We start from the raw sequence: 17,276 nt of genomic DNA, 5'->3' as shown, positions 1-17,276 counted from the left end.
CCGAAGAGGCGCCTCCTCACCATGAGGACAGAGAGCGTATCCCCCAAAACAAAAACGGCCGGTGATCTCTCACCGGCCGCTTTCATTTGTTCAATCGCCCGATGGCTTACGCCTTCTCCAGCGGTCCCTTGGCCGAACCCGAGCCCTTGCCCGACTTCGGCTTCTTCGCCGCGCCGCGCTTGGCCGGCAGCTTCTCCGGCTTCGGCGTCACGGGACCATCGACGAATTCGAAGCCGATGCTTTCCTGCTCGACACCGAGCACCGCCTCGTCCTTCTTCAGGATGACGCGGACATGGCCGCCATTCTTGAGCTTGCCGAACAGCAGTTCGTCGGCCAGCGGCTTCTTGATGTGCTCCTGGATCACGCGGCCCATCGGGCGCGCACCCATCTGCTCGTCATAGCCGTGCTGGATCAGCCAGGCCTTGGCGGGATCGGACAGTTCGATGGTGACGTCGCGGTCTGCGAGCTGGGCTTCCAGCTGCAGCACGAACTTCTCCACCACCATGCCGATCACATCCGAATTCAGATGTGCGAAGGACACGACTGCATCGAGGCGGTTGCGGAATTCCGGCGCGAACTGCCGGTTGATCGCCTCCTGATCCTCGCCTTCCCGCTTGCCGCGGGTGAAGCCGAAGGCCGCACGCGCCATGTCGGCGGCGCCGGCATTGGTCGTCATGATCAGGATCACGTTGCGGAACGAGACCTGCTTGCCGTTATGGTCGGTCAGCCGGCCGTGATCCATCACCTGCAGCAGCACATTGTACAGATCCGGATGCGCCTTCTCGATTTCGTCGAGCAGCACCACGCAATGCGGATGCTGGTCCACGCCATCGGTCAGCAGACCACCCTGATCGAAGCCGACATAGCCGGGAGGCGCGCCGATCAGGCGCGACACGGTGTGCCGCTCCATATATTCGGACATGTCGAACCGAATAAGCTCGACACCCAGCGACGACGCCAGCTGCTTCGCCACTTCGGTCTTGCCGACGCCGGTCGGGCCCGAGAACAGATACGAGCCAATCGGCTTCTCCGGCTCGCGCAAGCCGGCACGGGCCAGCTTGATCGATGCCGCCAAGGCTTCGATCGCCTTGTCCTGACCGAACACGACGCGCTTCAAAGTCGACTCAAGATGCCGCAGCACCTCGGCATCGTCCTTCGACACGCTCTTGGGCGGGATTCGCGCCATGGTCGCGATCGTGGTCTCGATTTCCTTGATGCCGATTGTCTTCTTGCGCTTGCTCTCGGCCACCAGCATCTGCGCCGCACCCGACTCGTCGATCACGTCGATCGCCTTGTCCGGCAGCTTGCGGTCGTGGATGTAGCGCGACGACAGCTGCACCGCGGCCTCGATGGCCTCGTTGGTGTATTTGAGCTTGTGATAGTCCTCGAAATACGGCTTGAGGCCCTTCAGGATCGAGATCGCGTCTTCCACGGTCGGTTCGTTGACGTCGATCTTCTGGAACCGGCGCACCAGAGCGCGGTCCTTCTCGAAGTGCTGGCGATATTCCTTGTAGGTGGTCGAGCCCATGCAACGGATCGCACCCGAAGCCAGCGCGGGCTTGAGCAGATTCGAGGCATCCATCGCGCCGCCCGAGGTGGCGCCGGCGCCGATCACCGTATGGATTTCGTCGATGAACAGGATCGCATTCGGATGCGCTTCGAGTTCCTTGAGCACCTGCTTCAGGCGCTCCTCGAAGTCGCCGCGATAGCGCGTGCCGGCCAGCAACGTACCCATGTCCAGCGAGAAGACGGTGGCCGCGGACAGCACTTCCGGCACATCGCTATCGACGATGCGCTTGGCCAGACCTTCGGCAATCGCCGTCTTGCCGACGCCGGCTTCGCCGACGAACAGCGGATTGTTCTTCTGCCGACGGCACAGGACCTGGATCGCGCGGTTGATCTCGGCCGTACGCCCGATCACCGGATCGATCTTGCCGTCACGCGCCTTCTTGTTGAGGTTGACGCAATAGGTATCGAGCGCCTCGCCCTTCTTCTTGGCGTCGTCGCCGTTCTTGGTCTCGGTCTCTTCGTCAACGCCGCGCACCGGCCGCGCCTCGGAAACGCCCGGCCGTTTGGCAATGCCGTGGCTGATGTAATTCACTGCGTCATAGCGCGTCATGTCCTGCTCCTGCAGGAAATACGCGGCATGACTTTCGCGTTCGGCGAAGATCGCGATCAGCACATTGGCGCCGGTCACTTCTTCGCGACCCGACGACTGCACATGAATGACGGCGCGCTGGATCACGCGCTGGAAACCGGCGGTCGGCTTGGCGTCATCTGCGCCATCCGTCACCAGGTTTTCGAATTCGGTTTCGAGATAATTGACCAGACTGCCGCGCAACTTGTCGAGATCGACGCTGCACGCCCGCATCACTGCCGCTGCGTCGCTGTCATCCACCAGCGACAGCAGGAGATGCTCCAGCGTCGCATATTGGTGGTGCCGCTCGTTCGCAATCGAGAGCGCCCGATGCAGCGATTGTTCAAGGCTTTGAGAAAAAGTTGGCATTCCGCGTCCTCGTTGGCCCCCACCATCATGATCGTCGTTGCCGGGTCAGGCAACAAGAACCTTTCTCACATATAGTGATGTCTGATCGTGGTGAAAGGCTGGTTCCCGCTGCTTGTTGTGACGCGTCCGCAGAGCACGTCTGTTCATTCCAGCGCATTGTCACATGCGCTGTTGACGCAGCCGAACGACCGCGTTCGACTCACATCAGTTCAATGCAAGACCCGTTCCCAGTTTCCGGGAATTCACGCGAGGCTACTTCTTTTCCATCACGCATTGCAAAGGGTGCTGGTGCTTGCGCGCAAAATCCATCACCTGCGTCACTTTGGTTTCGGCGATCTCATAGGTGAAAACGCCGCATTCCCCGATCCCGTGATGATGAACGTGGAGCATGATCTGCGTCGCCGCCTCGGCGTCCTTCTGGAAGAACTTTTCCAGCACATGCACGACGAATTCCATCGGCGTGTAATCGTCGTTGAGGATCAGCACGCGATACAGGTTGGGACGCTTGGTCTTGGGTTTGACCTTGGTGATGACCGAGGTGGCCGGCCCACCGGGCGCATTGGACCGGTTGTCGTCCTCTGCCATGCCACGCGGCCGCCGGCGGCGATCGTCGAGGGTGCCGGCCACAGGCATCAGGATGCCGTCAGGCATGAATTTCGAAGGTTTCTGGAACATAGCGCCTGTATAAAAGTCCCTAGCCGATATTGGCCAGCCCCGAATTGACAGCGTCCCCAGCCACGACGTGCTGCCGGACGCCTCGGGCACAGAGGCGCCCCGGGTCGCCGCATGGGTGCGACGCTGTCCGTTACAGGACCGATGGAGCCAATATGGGTTCCTGTGGCCGTTCTCGCAAGCACACTGCAAGCACCTGGAATGGCTCGCCGCGCCCCCGCCTGATGGCCCCCGGTCCGGTCAGGGTTAACCGATCGTGCTCGATTTGACCGGACAAGCAAACGAGCCATTTAACCGTCGTTCACGATAATACCGGGCGCTGACGCAGCGGCACGCCAATAGTTGGCCTTTTACCGATTTTCTGAGGACGCCTTTACCACCTGTTCAGCCGCCGCCCCCGAAATGACCTCCAGAAACTCACCATTGGCGGTCACGATGTTTATTCAATCGATTTCAAGCCAGGCGAAGCGCATCGCATCCCGATTTGCACGCCACGATGGCGGCAATATCGCGATGACCTTCGCCGTCGCTCTGGTGCCCCTGCTCGGCTTCGTGGGCGCCGCCGTCGACTACTCCCGGGCCAACGCTGCCCGCTCGGCGATGCAAGCGGCGCTCGACTCTGCAGCCTTGATGGTTTCGAAGGACCTGTCCGCCAATCCGACCATGTCGGCGACCGATGTCACCGACAAGGCGAAGGCCTATTTCAACGCGCTGTACAACAACACGAATGCCGGCCAGATCACGGTGACGGCGAGCTACACGACCAACACCAAGGACGGCTCCACGGTCACGGTCAACGGCTCCGGCGCCGTCGCAACCGATTTCATGAAGATGGTCGGCCTCCCGCAACTAGGGATCGGCAGCGGCTCGACCACGACCTGGGGCTCGACGCGCATGCGCGTCGCCATGGCGCTCGACGTCACCGGGTCGATGGGTATGGGGACCGGCAAATTGAAGGCGATGCAGGACGCAGCAACGGGTCTCATCAAGACGCTGAGCGCCAACTCGCGCATGACCGAGGACACTTATATCTCGATCATTCCGTTTGCGCAGATGGTCAATGTCGGCGCGTCGAACAAGAACGCGACCTGGCTCAAATGGGACGAATATGGATCCTGCAGCTATCCGTACTACGACACCAAAGCCGAGTGCCAAGCGGCTGGCCAAACCTGGAACGCGAGCTCCAACAAGAACGCCTGGAATGGCTGCGTCACTGACCGTGATCAGCCTTACGACACCACCAACGAAGCCCCGTCGGGCACAGCACGTTATCCGGCCTACCAGTACAATGCATGCCCCTCAGCCATTCTTGGGATGACATCGGCTTATGGTCCTGCCAACGTTAAGACGCTGACAGACAAGATCGATGCCCTGTCGGCGAATGGCGGCACCAACCAGCCGATCGGCATGGCCTGGGCCTGGCGCACCTTGCAGATCGGTAGCGATCCATTCCCGGCACCGGCCAAGGATTCGAACTACAAATACACAGATGCACTTATCATCTTGTCGGACGGCATGAATACCAAGGACCGATGGTACGGTGACGGCGCCAATTGGTCGACACTGGTTGACGATCGACAGAAGTTACTGTGTGCCAATATCAAAAAGCTGAACCCGGTGACCAACAAGCAGGACACCGTGATCTATACGATCCAGGTCAACACGGGCGGCGATCCGGAGTCCGCAGTTTTGAAATCCTGCGCCGATCCCGGCAATTTCTTTCCTACAAGCACCAACGCCGGCATCGCCGACGCCTTCAAGGCAATCGGCAACTCGCTCAACGCATTGCGCGTATCAAAGTAAAGCGGCGGCGACACCTTCAAACAAAAACGCCCGGCCATCAGGCCGGGCGTTTTGATTTGAAGACCGTATCGCTTAGCGCGCCGGGGTCATCTTGGCGACGAAGCCTTCGAACGGCTTGTAGGCCTGCTTGGCGAGATCGACATAGAGTTCGCTGATCTTGTGCGATTCAGCGACGAAGGATTCATAGGCCGACTTGGCGTATTCGGTCTGCACTTCGAGCACCTTGTCGAGCGACTGCACGCCGGACAGTTTGGTCACGAAGGCATTGCCATCCTCGAACGACTTCTTGGTGTAGTCGCCAACCGCGACAGCGATAGCCTGTGCACCGTTCTGAAGCGTGGCCGCCGATGCGACTGCACTCTCGAACTGCTCCTTGCCGTACTGCTGGATGTCTTCGACCTTGATCACTGCAAATCCTTTCCCGGATTGGACGGGTCAGCCGCGGCCGGGTGGACCCCGGTCTGATCTGACCTGCCCATCTATCGTGCGGTGCACAATGTCGTCAAGAATCCTGTGCGATGCACAATTTTTACCATTGGCAGTAAATGCACGGGTAACTGGCAAGGGTTGCTTAACCTTTTGGAAACTCGCCGGACCTACCCTGATTTCTTGCATTGGTGCGTTGGGGCCAAAAAGCCCAAAAACTGCATGAGTACATACTCTTAGCCAGAATGGCCGCGTATGCTTCTGCCATCCCGCCGAGAGAACCGCTCAGGCTGACGCTTAAAACTGAGACACATCCCCGGTTGTTGGGCATAATTTAGCCTCACGATCCGGGGAATGAGACTGATCTGACGGGGAAGTCCATGCTTCGCACAACGTTTGCTTCGTCGCGCACCTTGCGGGTGTGCGCTCTTGGGCTGGCAACTCTCAGCATCGCGGTCATCTTTACGACTGACAGTGCGGATGCCCGCCGCCGACATAAATCGCGAAGCCACGTCGCGCGCGTCTCCAGCTACAATCCCGCTTTCTCGTCGATCATCGTCGATGGCAATTCCGGTGCGGTTCTCTCGTCCAACAATCCCGACGGTTCGCGCCATCCGGCGTCGCTGACCAAGATCATGACGCTGTACATGCTGTTCGAGAAGCTGGAATCCGGCAAGCTCACGCTGGACAGCGAAATGGACGTCTCCCAGCACGCCTCCGTGCAGGCTCCGACCAAACTGGGCCTGCGCCCTGGTCAGACGCTGCGCGTGGAGGACGCGATCAAGGCCCTGGTGACCCGCTCCGCCAACGACGCCGCCGTTGTCATCGCCGAGGCCATTGCCGGCGACGAAGACGATTTCGCCAAGCTGATGACCAAGAAGGCCCGCGCGCTCGGCATGAGCCGCACGGTGTATCGCAATGCCTCCGGCCTCCCTGACGATGCGCAGGTGACCACCGCACGCGACCAGTCGGTGCTTGGCCGCGCTATCCAGGATCGCTTCCCGCGTTACTACCGCTACTTTGCCACCGCCTCCTTCAATTATCGCGGCCGCAACATCCGCAACCACAACCGCCTGATCGGCAGTGTCGAAGGCGTCGACGGCATCAAGACCGGCTACACCCGCGCCTCCGGCTTCAACCTCGTCTCGTCGATGAAGCGCGGCAACCGCCATCTGGTCGGCGTCGTGCTTGGCGGCCGCAGCGGCGGCGCCCGTGACGCCGCCATGCGCAACCTGCTTGCCGAGAACCTGGACAAGGGCGCCACCCGCCGCACCGTGGCCGCGATCACCGAGCGCAATCCGTCCGAATCCGCAACCGAGGTCGCCGAAGCCGAGGCTCAGGCGCGTCCGATCGACACCAAACAGGTCAACGGCGCCATTCAGGTGGCTGCTGCAACGCCGGTGGCCGCTGAACCGCTCTCCGAGCCCCCGGCTCGTCCCGCTGCGCCAGCGGCGCGCCCGTCGGTCTTCGCCGCCGCCACCGCAGCGCTGCCCCCGGCAGCGCCGATGCCGCAGCCCCGCAAGCCCGAGCCCGGCCCGCTCAACAGCGGCGTCATCCAGTCCGAGCCCATCTCGACCATTCCAGGCTCGTCAGAGCCGATGAAGCCGGTTCGGGTCCGTACCGTTCAGGTCAAGTCCGGTCAGTACAAGCTGGCCTCCGCCGGCGGCGAGCAGCCCGCCCCTCCCGCCGCCACGAATGCCATCACGGCGCGCTCTGAGCCCACCGCCCGCTCGCCCGAGACCACCAATTCGCTCTATGCCCGCTCGGAGATGCCGCGTCAGCCGGCGGGCTTCGGGACCGGCAATGGGCTTCTCGGCGTCTTGCCGGCCCAGGGAAGCGCTCAGGGCGGCACCCAGATGGCCTATGCCGACCCTGCCCCGCGTAACGTGCCAGCCCCTCAGGCTCCCGCTCCGCAGACGGTACAACAGGGCGGCGCTATCAAACCCGCCGCGATCCACACCGGCTGGATCATTCAGGTCGGCGCACTGGAGAGCGAGAGCGAAGCACGGATCCGCCTCGACGCCGCGCGTGAACAAGCCCGCGGCCTGCTCGGCAAGGCCGACCCGTTCACTGAAGCCGTCGTCGGCAAGGGCGACAGGAAACTCTACCGCGCCCGCTTCGCCGGCCTCGACCGCGAAAAAGCCGAAGCCGTCTGCAAGACGCTGAAGCGTTCCGAGATTTCCTGCATCACTATCAAGAACTGATCGATTGATACCGTCGGATACGCATCGGATACGCAAATGGCCGGGACATTGTCCCGGCCATTTTGCTTTTGGTCACCATAAATCCCCGTGGTGACAACTTCTCGTCAAGACTTAGCCAGTACAAAATACAGACGGGGATTGATCGACCACGCCGGGCAACGGTGGGCGATGGGGCGTTCTCAGAGAAACGGAAGCTGCTCGCAGTTGTAGCGTAAAAGCGTGCTGGAGTTAGCTGCGATGCGTGCGAAGCAGAGTGTCCTTGGCCTCGTTGACTCGGGCCGCCAGGTACGTCGAGCCCCCCTGGTCGGGATGCAGTTTCTTCATGAGGGATCGGTGCGCGCGGCTGATCTCGTCGCGGGTCGCACCCGGCTTCACGCCAAGGATCTGATAAGCCTCCTCTTCCGTCATTTTACTGCTCGACGCCGGGCGGTCGTGCCGCCCTGCCGTATCGCCCTGCGCGTTCTGACGCCAGGCGGGAAACCGGCGGTCAAGATAACTTTCAAGTAACGCCACGCTCTCCGCGTCGAAGCCGGCCATCATCGCCGCCAGTTGCGGCAGGTCGAATGCATCGAGCGATTGCCCGGCATAGGGGCCGGCGACGATCTTTCCGCTGAGCTGGCCACTGTCATGATCGAGGGTCATGTCGAGAAACGCCGAGCGGACCTGCGAGGTCTGGCCGGACGATTTGGTCCCGCCCCCGAACATGCCGCCGATATTGCTGAAGCCCGCGGTGCCGAACGGCGCCCAGCCCAAGAGGCCCGCCCCGAAGATTCCGAGCGGGATCGCCACCGCCAGCTCGCCCTTGATCCCGGTGAACGCCGCCACCGCCAGCGCCAGCACACCGCCGGCCAGTTTGATGCCGCGCGCCAGCAGCGCCGGGTTGGCCGAGCGGAACATCTGCAGCAGCATGTAGAGCACAAAGACGGCGAGCGCGCCGGCGATCAAAGTAGGCATGAGGGATAGATAGTCGGTTGCCGCGATCCGCGAAACGGTTTTGCAGACCGTTTATCGCATCTGGCCGAGCAGCTTTGCCGCACCCGGTGCCGACGCCGCCAGCCGTGTCAGCGCCTCACGTCCGCCCGCGGCATAGGCGGCTACCGCACGCAGCAATTCGCGGAGCTGCGCAGCGGCTCCCGGATCGAACCGGCACCAGGCGCCACCGGTCAGCCGGGCAATCTCGCGAAATGCCTGTTCGGCCGCCGGGTCTTGCCCTTCCTGGAACATGAAGACCGGTACTTTCAGCAGGCCGAGCTCGCCGGCACGTGCACAGAGCTCGTCAACGGACTCCTCCATGGCGTCGCCCACGAACACCAATGCACGCACGCCTGAGGCCACCGCCTCGCGCCGCGTCTCCGACAGCACCTTGCCGATCTGGGTCTGACCGCCCTGGCAAGCGATCTTGCCCATCAGCCGCGCCAATTGTGCGGTGTCCGAAATCCAGCCGGTCGCGCGGCACTCACTGAGACCACGGAAATAGACGAGACGGATATCGAGACTGCCGATCGACGCCGCCTCGCGAAACATGTCGGCCTGCAGCGTGCAGGCCATATCCCAGGTCGGCTGCCGGCTCATGGTGGCATCGAGTGCGAACACCAGCCGCCCACGCCCGCCCGCTGCATGCGGCGCCATGGCCTTCGCTTTTGCTACAAATGCTGCGATGTCAGCCGACGCCGACGGCTGCGCCAGCGCATCGGTTTTCGATTTGGGGATCGTGGGATCGCTGGCCATTTGAACTCGCGCTTGCTGCAAGCTTCATGTGGCGAGCATAGGCCGCGCGGTCAACCGCGCAGCGCGGAACTCAATTCACGCTCGGCGTATACTGCGCGATCTTGTTCGGGTCAGCCGCATTGCTCTGCTGCGCAGGCTGCTCGATGATCTTCGGCTTGCCGGTGACCGGCGACAGCTTGCTGTCGTCGTCGAGGAACTTGTCGAGCAGCCCCTGAATCTTGGTCTTCAGCGTTTCCGGACCGCGATCGCTCATGTCGGTGTGCTGCGCGCCGGTGTTGACGACCGTGATACCGGCCTTCTCGCAGATCTCGTCATCCGGCACGACACCGGGATCCGGCTTGAACACCGTATCGTGCGAACGGAACGACAGGATCTTGAATTTGCCATCGGTCATGAACGGCACGCGCAGATTATCCAGCGTCACGACCTTCTTGACGTCATCCGGGAATTCCTTGGCGTAGAACATCGAGATGTCGCCGCCGTTGGAATGACCGACCAGCGTCAGATGATCGTAGTCGGAGTTCGGCTGAATCTTCTTCAGCTCTTTCACCGCGTATTTGATGTTCTGAACGCCCCGCTCATAGACCGGCAGACGGCCGACATAGAGCTCGCCGACCTTGGTCACGAGCGGAGCGTCGGTATCGAGATCGTGCTGGATGCTGACGGCCATATAGCCGCGCGCCGCAAACACGTTTGCCAGGAACGAGTATTCGGTGAACTTGACGGTGTTACCGTGATTGAGAACCGCAACAGGCAGAGTGATCATGCCGGCATTGGCCTGCATTTCCTTGTCGCGGCGAACGGCGATGTCGACCTGCACAGGACGATTACGCGACGCGTCGAAGAACGTCAGCGTCTCATGCCGAATAGCCCACTTCGACGCGGTGAAGTACGCGGCGGTGGTCAGCACGCAAACCGAAAGCAGAATGAGAAGTCCGCGTTTCATGTTCGTCCCTGATCGGCCAGCTAGAGATAGGTCTCAGCCGGCTACAGCACTTATGGGCCGGAATGGCCTCAAGCGGCTGCTTCAACAGCATATATGTCACAGCCCGGTGACAGAAAGGCTAAATATTGTGAATTCCGAGCCATGTTATTGTGCGCCGCACCCGTTTCTTGTGCAGTTGCTAAAGAAAGCCATGGTCGAATTGAGCGATTTTGAACAAGTTTCGCAAGGGATCGGAATTTCAAAAACGTCCTGTTTTCAACGACAAATCAACTGTCGAACGGGTGACTCGTTCCCCGGTAAAAGAAAATGATACCTGTGGTATCAGCGTGAAGTTGAGTGCGGGATCGTTCATAGCCTGCCGAACGCGCAGCGCTGGCTTTGCACCGTGAACGCGACTCAGTTGCCAAGGATGTCGTGAACGTCGAGCGGCTTGTCGACCTGGGCAAACCACTCGGCGCGGTTGGCGGCGCGGCGACGGCCACGCTCATCGAGCGGCAGCTTCAACTTGCGCAGCAGTTCGATGACTTCCTCGCGCGCCGTGACATGGCCCATGCTCGGGCGACGCCCGAGCGTGGCTTCGTTGAGATCGTCGAGCGCCGTCAGGCCACGCGGGAAGAACTCACGATACATCACGCGCTCGGCGAGACCGTCGATGGCGCGGAAACCGAGCTGCAGCGAAAGTTGATCAAGGACGCCGGCGACCAGCATCTTGTTGCGCGAGCCGAGCACCGAGAGCCGGTTGCGCACCACGATCCAGTCGGTGGTGGAGCCATCGTGCTGACGGCGCTTGCGCCGGGCTTCGCGCGCCATCTTCGAATAGTGGCTCTCGCCGGTCACCTTGTAGCTTGTAGCATCGACGGCGCCGAGCACGTCGAAGTCGAGAAAGCTGTCATTGATCGGCGTCACCAGCGTATCGGCCATCGAATGCGCCAGACGCATCAGATAGGTATCGCTGCCAGGCGTGTCGATGACGATGAAATGGTGGGTACGTTCTACCGCGCTCACCGCGGTCATGAACTGATCGAGTTCGAAGGCTTCGTTGTCGGCGATCTGCATCGTCTCGCCGAGCTTGACGCAGCTATGGGTCGGCACTTCCAGCGCAAGTCCGGCGCTCTGCGCCCAGGCTGCGCGGTTGGCGATATAGCGCGTGAAGCTCTGCTGGCGACTGTCGAGATCGATGGTGGCGACGCGCTGACCGGCCTTCAGTAGCGCCACAGCAATATGAAGCGCGGTGGTCGATTTGCCCGACCCGCCCTTCTCATTGCCGAGCACGATCACATGCGCCGTGCCGGACTGCCCCTGGGTGGTTTGCATCAACATCGCGCGATCCTTCGATCATCTTCAAATCGCGAGGCGTGGCAAGGGTCAAGCTAAATACAGCGGCATCCTGCTCTGCGGGCGATCAGCCGCGCTTAATCATGAATCCCGGCGGCCGGTTGAGGCATCAGGACACCCGGCAGCCTGGTATCGTGAGGCTTGGGTGATCCCGCGAGCTTTGATAAGCAGGGCGCGCACGCCTTCATCCGCCGCAGCCAACAACAAGAACGAGCCGCAATGCCCCGCACCCCGATCGTCGCCCGCACCCTGCCCGCCCTCCGCAAGGCGCTCGACGGCCTGCGGGCACGCAAGGCGACCATCGGCCTGGTGCCGACCATGGGAGCGCTGCATGACGGCCACGTCTCCCTGGTGCGCCTCGCCCAGCGCCGCGCCAGCAAGGTCGTGGTATCGATTTTCGTCAATCCAACGCAGTTCGCCCCGACCGAGGACTTCGGCTCTTATCCGCGGACCTGGAAGAGCGACGTCGCCAAACTCACCGAAGCCGGCGTCGACCTGATCTGGAATCCCGACGCCAAGGTGATGTATCCGGAAGGCTTCGCAACGAAGATCACGACCGGAGGCCCGGCCACCGCCGACCTCGAAGATCGCTTCCGCCCGCATTTCTTCGGCGGCGTCGCGACAGTCGTCGGCAAGCTGTTCACGCAGGTGCGACCGGACATGGCGTTCTTCGGCGAGAAGGACTACCAGCAGCTCAAGGTCGTGACGCGCATGGCACGGGATCTCGATCTCGGCGTCAAGGTGACCGGCGCCACCACGGTGCGCGAACGCGACGGTCTCGCGATGTCGTCGCGTAACGTCTATCTCTCGCCGGAAGACCGCACCACGGCGCCGGTGCTTTACAAGGCGATGAAGGAAACCGCCAAGCGGCTGAAGGCGGGCGATGACCTTGAAGCCGCCATGGCCGGTGGCGCCGCGATGATCACCGCGGCGGGCTTCGCACTCGACTATTTCGAAGCGCGCCATGCGGAGTCACTGGCGCCAATGACCTCGATGAAAGACGGTCCGGTGCGACTGCTGGTGGCCGCAAGGATCGGCAAGACGCGGCTGATCGACAATATCGGGGTGTGAGGCTTTCGTCCTGACTCGTCATTCCGGGCCTTTGTCCTCGCTCGTCATTCCGGGGCACACGGAGGCGGCGGAGCCGCTGAAGTGCGAACCCGGAATCCCGGTGTGTTTTGCGCGATCAGAGACTCGCATGCCGAGATTCCGGGTTCGCGTGCGCGAAGGTGCGCCCGCGCCCCGGAATGACGGTTTGGGGCGGGCGCAGAGGCACCAAACATTTTTTCCTATCTCCCGTTGACATAATCCCTATATTGATTATATTCCCCTACGTCCTGCCCCACCGAGAGGGGCGATCGCGATCGTCACGTTCGCGGGGTGGGATGCGGTGGACGCCGGAGATGCGGCGTTACGCGGTTCATGGGTGACGTCTGTCTTCGGGCAGGACGGATCTGCGCCAGCACTGCCACTGGCAAGGAGACGGCCGACCTTGGGATGGAAAGATCCCTGGACAGTGTGACGGACGACCAAAGTCAAAACGTGTCCGGCCTATTCGCTTGAGGCTCCCTTCCCATCGCCTTGGGACTTTAATTTGGTGATCGGATCGTTCGCTGAGGCAAAGTGCAAGCAACCGAAAAAACACCGCAGGCGGAACGCTGGGCACTTGCTCGGCGCCTCCGAAAGTCCTGATGCATTCACTTGCGGAAGACCGCATTCGCATCAGGCCCAAGGGTGCAACGGGCACCCGGCGTTCCGCACGCCCTCTCACAAGGGGCGGGAATGCAAGAGACGACGGCGCCCCCGCGCCGCAAACAATGGGGTGATGACGCATGTCTGAAGAGCAGTGGCTGTTTGACATTCGAAGAAGCTGAGACGCGCAGGCGGGCGCGATATCCCTCCCCCAAGCGGCTACGCCGCGCTAGGGGGAGGGAAAAGCAAGAGCCCTACTCCGCCGCGATCTGCCGCGGCGCCGGTGGTGGATTGGCGAGGTCCTTGGCGAGTTCGGCATAGCGCGCCTTCGCCGCCACGACCGAGGCTTCCTTCACCGGGCCGTAACCGCGAATGCTGTCGGGCAGCGAGAGAAGCTGCACGGCCGTATCCACAGTGAGCGGCGACAGCAGGTTCAAGACCGTCGCGACGTCCTTCTCGTAGCCCGCGATCAGATCGCGCTCCAGTCTGCGGTCGGCGCTGTAGCCGAACACGTCAAACGGCGTGCCGCGCAAGGTGCGCAGCTTCGCCAGAATGCGAAACAGCGGCAGCATCCAGGCGCCGAAAGCGCGCTTCTTCGGGCGCCCCGACGCATCCGTACCCGGCAGCATCGGCGGCGCGAGATTGAAGCTGATCTTGACGTCACCCTCGAACTGATCGCGCAGCTGCTTCTCGAACTTGCCGTCGGTATAGAGCCGCGCGACCTCGTATTCATCCTTGTAGGCGAGTAGCTTGGCATAGTTGATCGCTACCGCGCGCGGCAGTTCATCGTCATAGCCACCACGCATGGCGGCCTCACGGACCAGATCGACCATCGCCTGATAGCGCTCGGCGAGCTTGCCGTTCTGATAGTCCGTCAGCAATCCGCTGCGATGAGCGACGATCTCGTCGAGGCTCATCTCATCCAGCGTCTTTGGCGCGATGGTCTCATCGGCACCCTTGAGCATATCGGCGAGCCGTGCCGGATCGGCGGCGGCAAGACGGCCAAGCTGGAACGCCAGCATGTTCATCTTGATCGAGACGCCATTGAGTTCGATAGCCTGCTCGATCGACGCTGCCTGCAGCGGCAGCAGCCCCTGCTGATAGGCAAAGCCCATCATCATCATGTTGGTGGCGATGGAATCGCCGAGCAGTGCTTCGGCCGCCTTGGTGAAATCGAGGAACGTCGATTCCTTGCGCAGCGACATTTCCAGCACGTTGTTGACCTTGCGGGACTGGAAATTGAAGTCGCGGTTGCGCACGAAATCCGCGATCGGGATCAGATGGGTGTTGACGATGCCAGTGGTGCGCGAGCTCTCGCAAAGCGAGATCGTATCCTTGGCGATGGCCACCACTTCATCGGCTGCGATCAGGACATCCGCCGTGCCAGTGACGATGCGCGAGCAGGTCACGTCCCCCGTGTCGTTGGCGAGACGCACATGGCTGAGCACCGCGCCGCCCTTCTGCGCGAGGCCAGACATGTCGAGGATCATCGAGGCTTTGCCCTCGATATGCGCGGCCATGCCAAGTAGTGCACCGATAGTCAGCACGCCGGTGCCACCGACGCCGCCGACGGCGACATTATAGGGCTTGTCGAGCGTTGGCCGCGTGGCGGGCTCCGGCAATGCACCGATGGCGCCGAGTTCGACGGGCGCCTTGCGCTTCAGCTTGCCGCCATCAACCGTGACGAAGGACGGGCAGAAGCCCTTGAGGCACGAATAGTCCTTGTTGCAGGACGACTGGTTGATGGTGCGCTTGCGACCCAATGGGGTCTCCAGCGGCTCCACCGAAATGCAGTTCGACTGCACCGAGCAATCGCCGCAGCCTTCGCAGACGGCCGGGTTGATGAGCACGCGGCGCTGCGGATCTTCCAGAATGCCCTTCTTGCGGCGGCGACGCTTCTCGGCCGCGCAGGTCTGCACGAACACGATGGCCGAGCAGCCCGGCACGTCGCGTAGCGTCTTCATCACGTTGTCGAGTTCGTCGCGATGCGCCAGCTTCACGCCCGGCGCAATGGTGTTGGCGGGATAGGCATCGGGATTCTCGGACACGAGATAGATCTCGCGGATGCCCTCGCTGTGGAGCTGGAACGTGATTTTCTGCGGCGACAGGTCACCGTCATGGTGCTGACCACCGGTCATCGCCACGGCATCGTTGTAGAGGATCTTGTAGGTGATGTTGGCCTTGGAGGCGATCGACTGACGGATCGCCAGAGAGCCGGAATGGAAGTATGTGCCATCGCCGAGATTGGCGAAGATATGCTTCTCCTTGGTGAACGGCGCAATGCCGGTCCATGGCACGCCCTCACCGCCCATATGGGTGAAGGTCTCGGTGGAGCGATCCATCCACAGCGACATGAAGTGGCAGCCAATGCCGGCCAGCGCACGCGAGCCCTCCGGGACCTTGGTCGAAGTATTGTGCGGGCAGCCCGAGCAGAAATACGGTGTGCGCGTGATCGGCACGACGTTCTGGACTTGCGAGGCCTCGCGGCCGTGAAACCAGTCGGCCTTGGCGCGCAGCAGTGCCGCGATCTCCGGATCGATCTCCATCGCCAGCAGGCGATCCACCAGCGAGGTCGCGACCTTGGCGACGCTCAGTTCTTCGGCGAATGGCAGGAAGCGATGATCGTGGGAATCCATCTTGCCGACGATGCGTGGCCGCACATCGTCGCGCCAGTTGAACAGCTCCTGCTTGACCTGGTTCTCGACGATCTCGCGGCGCTCTTCGACGATGAAGATCTCTTCGAGGCCCACCGCGAACTTGCGCACGCCTTCCGGCTCCAGCGGCCACGGCATGCCGATCTTGTACAGCCGCAGACCAATCTTCGCGGCCACCTCTTCGGTAATGCCGAGCTCGCGCAGTGCCTGGCGCACGTCTTCATAGCTCTTGCCGGAGGCCATGATACCGAAGCGCGCATTTGGCGAGTCCATGGTAACGCGGTTGATATTGTTGGCCCGGGCAAAGGCGATGGCGGCGAAGCCCTTGTAGTCCTGCAAGCGGCGATCCTGCACATAGCGGTCGTCCGGCCAGCGCAGGTTCAGACCATCCGGCGGCAGTTCGAAATCGGTGGGAATATTGAACGGCGTCATTTCGTCGTTGAGGTTGATCTCCGCCGTGGTCTCCACGGTTTCGGTGATCACCTTCATGCCAACCCAGCAGCCGGAATAGCGCGACATCGCGATACCGAGCAGACCCATCTCGATCATCTCGTGGATGCTCGAAGGATAAAGATAAGGCATCAGCGCCGATATGAACGCATGGTCGGACTGATGCGGAACGGTCGACGACTTGGCGCCGTGATCGTCGCCGGCGAGACAGAGCACGCCACCGAATTTCGCGGAGCCGGCAGCATTGCCGTGACGGAAGACGTCACCGCAGCGATCGACGCCAGGGCCCTTGCCGTACCAGATGCCGACCACGCCATCATATTCGGCGCCGGGCGAGAGATTGAGCTGCTGGGTGCCCCAGATCGCGGTGGCTGCGAGATCTTCGTTGACGCCGGGCTGGAATTTGACGCCGTATTGATCGAGATGTTTTCGCGCGGCCACGAGCTGCTGGTCGTAGCCGCCGAGCGGCGAGCCGCGATAGCCGGTCACAAAGGCTGCGGTGTTCAGACCCGCCGCGCGGTCCCTGCGGACCTGCGCCATCGGCAGTCGCACCAGCGCCTGAATGCCGGTCAGGAAGATGTGGCCGGAGCCCTGGGTGTATTTCTGATCGAGACTGATCGCGCCTTGATTAATTCCCATTCCCACCCTCGTCACTGCGGCCTCTGAGCTGTCGCCCGGGGCTATCGCCCCGGACTGTGTCGTCCGGCCTGCTCGCGCCTATTATCTGGGGTCGTTCGACTCCCTTAGAAACAGTCTATGTTGGATTTTGAACGGGACGCACCACAATTCTGGGCAATGGAGCCCCGCGTCCAAAGAACGCAATTTCGTGATGAATGCGGCCGGTAGGCTTGTCACGTTGT

Annotated in this window: 11 protein-coding genes; 3 read left to right on the top strand and 8 right to left on the bottom strand. The window is 61.8% G+C overall.

Annotated features, from left to right (window positions below):
- Positions 1–106: 106 nt before the first annotated feature.
- A complete protein-coding gene (gene clpA, locus HP556_RS21345) occupies positions 107–2,506 on the bottom strand; it encodes an ATP-dependent Clp protease ATP-binding subunit ClpA (RefSeq protein ID WP_089263729.1) in 2,400 nt (799 codons plus the stop codon).
- 252 nt (positions 2,507–2,758) lie between these two features.
- Complete coding sequence (gene clpS / locus HP556_RS21340; RefSeq protein ID WP_068734422.1) at positions 2,759–3,091, bottom strand: ATP-dependent Clp protease adapter ClpS; 333 nt, start codon at positions 3,089–3,091, stop codon at positions 2,759–2,761.
- Between the two features lie 522 nt (positions 3,092–3,613).
- Between clpS and HP556_RS21335 the strand changes: the two genes are divergently transcribed.
- A complete protein-coding gene (locus tag HP556_RS21335; RefSeq protein ID WP_175368447.1) occupies positions 3,614–4,981 on the top strand; it encodes a TadE/TadG family type IV pilus assembly protein in 1,368 nt (455 codons plus the stop codon).
- A gap of 72 nt (positions 4,982–5,053) precedes the next feature.
- Here the strand turns inward: HP556_RS21335 and HP556_RS21330 are convergent, their stop codons facing one another.
- A complete protein-coding gene (locus HP556_RS21330) occupies positions 5,054–5,389 on the bottom strand; it encodes a phasin family protein (protein WP_068734393.1) in 336 nt (111 codons plus the stop codon).
- A 398-nt stretch (positions 5,390–5,787) separates the two neighbouring features.
- Between HP556_RS21330 and HP556_RS21325 the strand changes: the two genes are divergently transcribed.
- Entirely contained in the window at positions 5,788–7,611 is a 1,824-nt protein-coding gene (locus HP556_RS21325) for a D-alanyl-D-alanine carboxypeptidase (protein WP_175368446.1), read from the top strand.
- A 228-nt stretch (positions 7,612–7,839) separates the two neighbouring features.
- Here HP556_RS21325 and HP556_RS21320 read toward each other — a convergent pair whose 3' ends face one another.
- The 4 genes from HP556_RS21320 to HP556_RS21305 form a co-directional block, all read right to left on the bottom strand.
- Entirely contained in the window at positions 7,840–8,565 is a 726-nt protein-coding gene (locus HP556_RS21320) for a DnaJ domain-containing protein (RefSeq protein WP_175368445.1), read from the bottom strand.
- 51 nt (positions 8,566–8,616) lie between these two features.
- Positions 8,617–9,339, bottom strand: coding sequence for a vWA domain-containing protein (locus tag HP556_RS21315; protein WP_093761277.1), 723 nt, complete (start codon positions 9,337–9,339; stop codon positions 8,617–8,619).
- A 70-nt stretch (positions 9,340–9,409) separates the two neighbouring features.
- Entirely contained in the window at positions 9,410–10,285 is an 876-nt protein-coding gene (locus tag HP556_RS21310) for an alpha/beta fold hydrolase (RefSeq protein WP_093761275.1), read from the bottom strand.
- A 396-nt stretch (positions 10,286–10,681) separates the two neighbouring features.
- Positions 10,682–11,605 carry a division plane positioning ATPase MipZ gene (locus HP556_RS21305; RefSeq protein ID WP_089263721.1) on the bottom strand — a complete coding sequence of 308 codons (924 nt, stop codon included), beginning with the start codon at positions 11,603–11,605 and terminating at the stop codon, positions 10,682–10,684.
- A gap of 234 nt (positions 11,606–11,839) precedes the next feature.
- Between HP556_RS21305 and panC the strand changes: the two genes are divergently transcribed.
- Positions 11,840–12,691, top strand: coding sequence for a pantoate--beta-alanine ligase (panC, locus tag HP556_RS21300; protein WP_175368444.1), 852 nt, complete (start codon positions 11,840–11,842; stop codon positions 12,689–12,691).
- Between the two features lie 875 nt (positions 12,692–13,566).
- Here panC and HP556_RS21295 read toward each other — a convergent pair.
- The gene (locus tag HP556_RS21295) at positions 13,567–17,055 is read right to left on the bottom strand and encodes an indolepyruvate ferredoxin oxidoreductase family protein (protein WP_175368443.1); all 3,489 of its coding nucleotides are present in this window, start codon (positions 17,053–17,055) and stop codon (positions 13,567–13,569) included.
- Positions 17,056–17,276: the final 221 nt, after the last annotated feature.

Source organism: Tardiphaga robiniae (assembly GCF_013359755.1).
Taxonomy (GTDB): domain Bacteria; phylum Pseudomonadota; class Alphaproteobacteria; order Rhizobiales; family Xanthobacteraceae; genus Tardiphaga; species Tardiphaga robiniae.
Note: the sequence above shows the minus strand (reverse complement) of the source record. Positions and strands in the feature narration are given on the sequence as shown.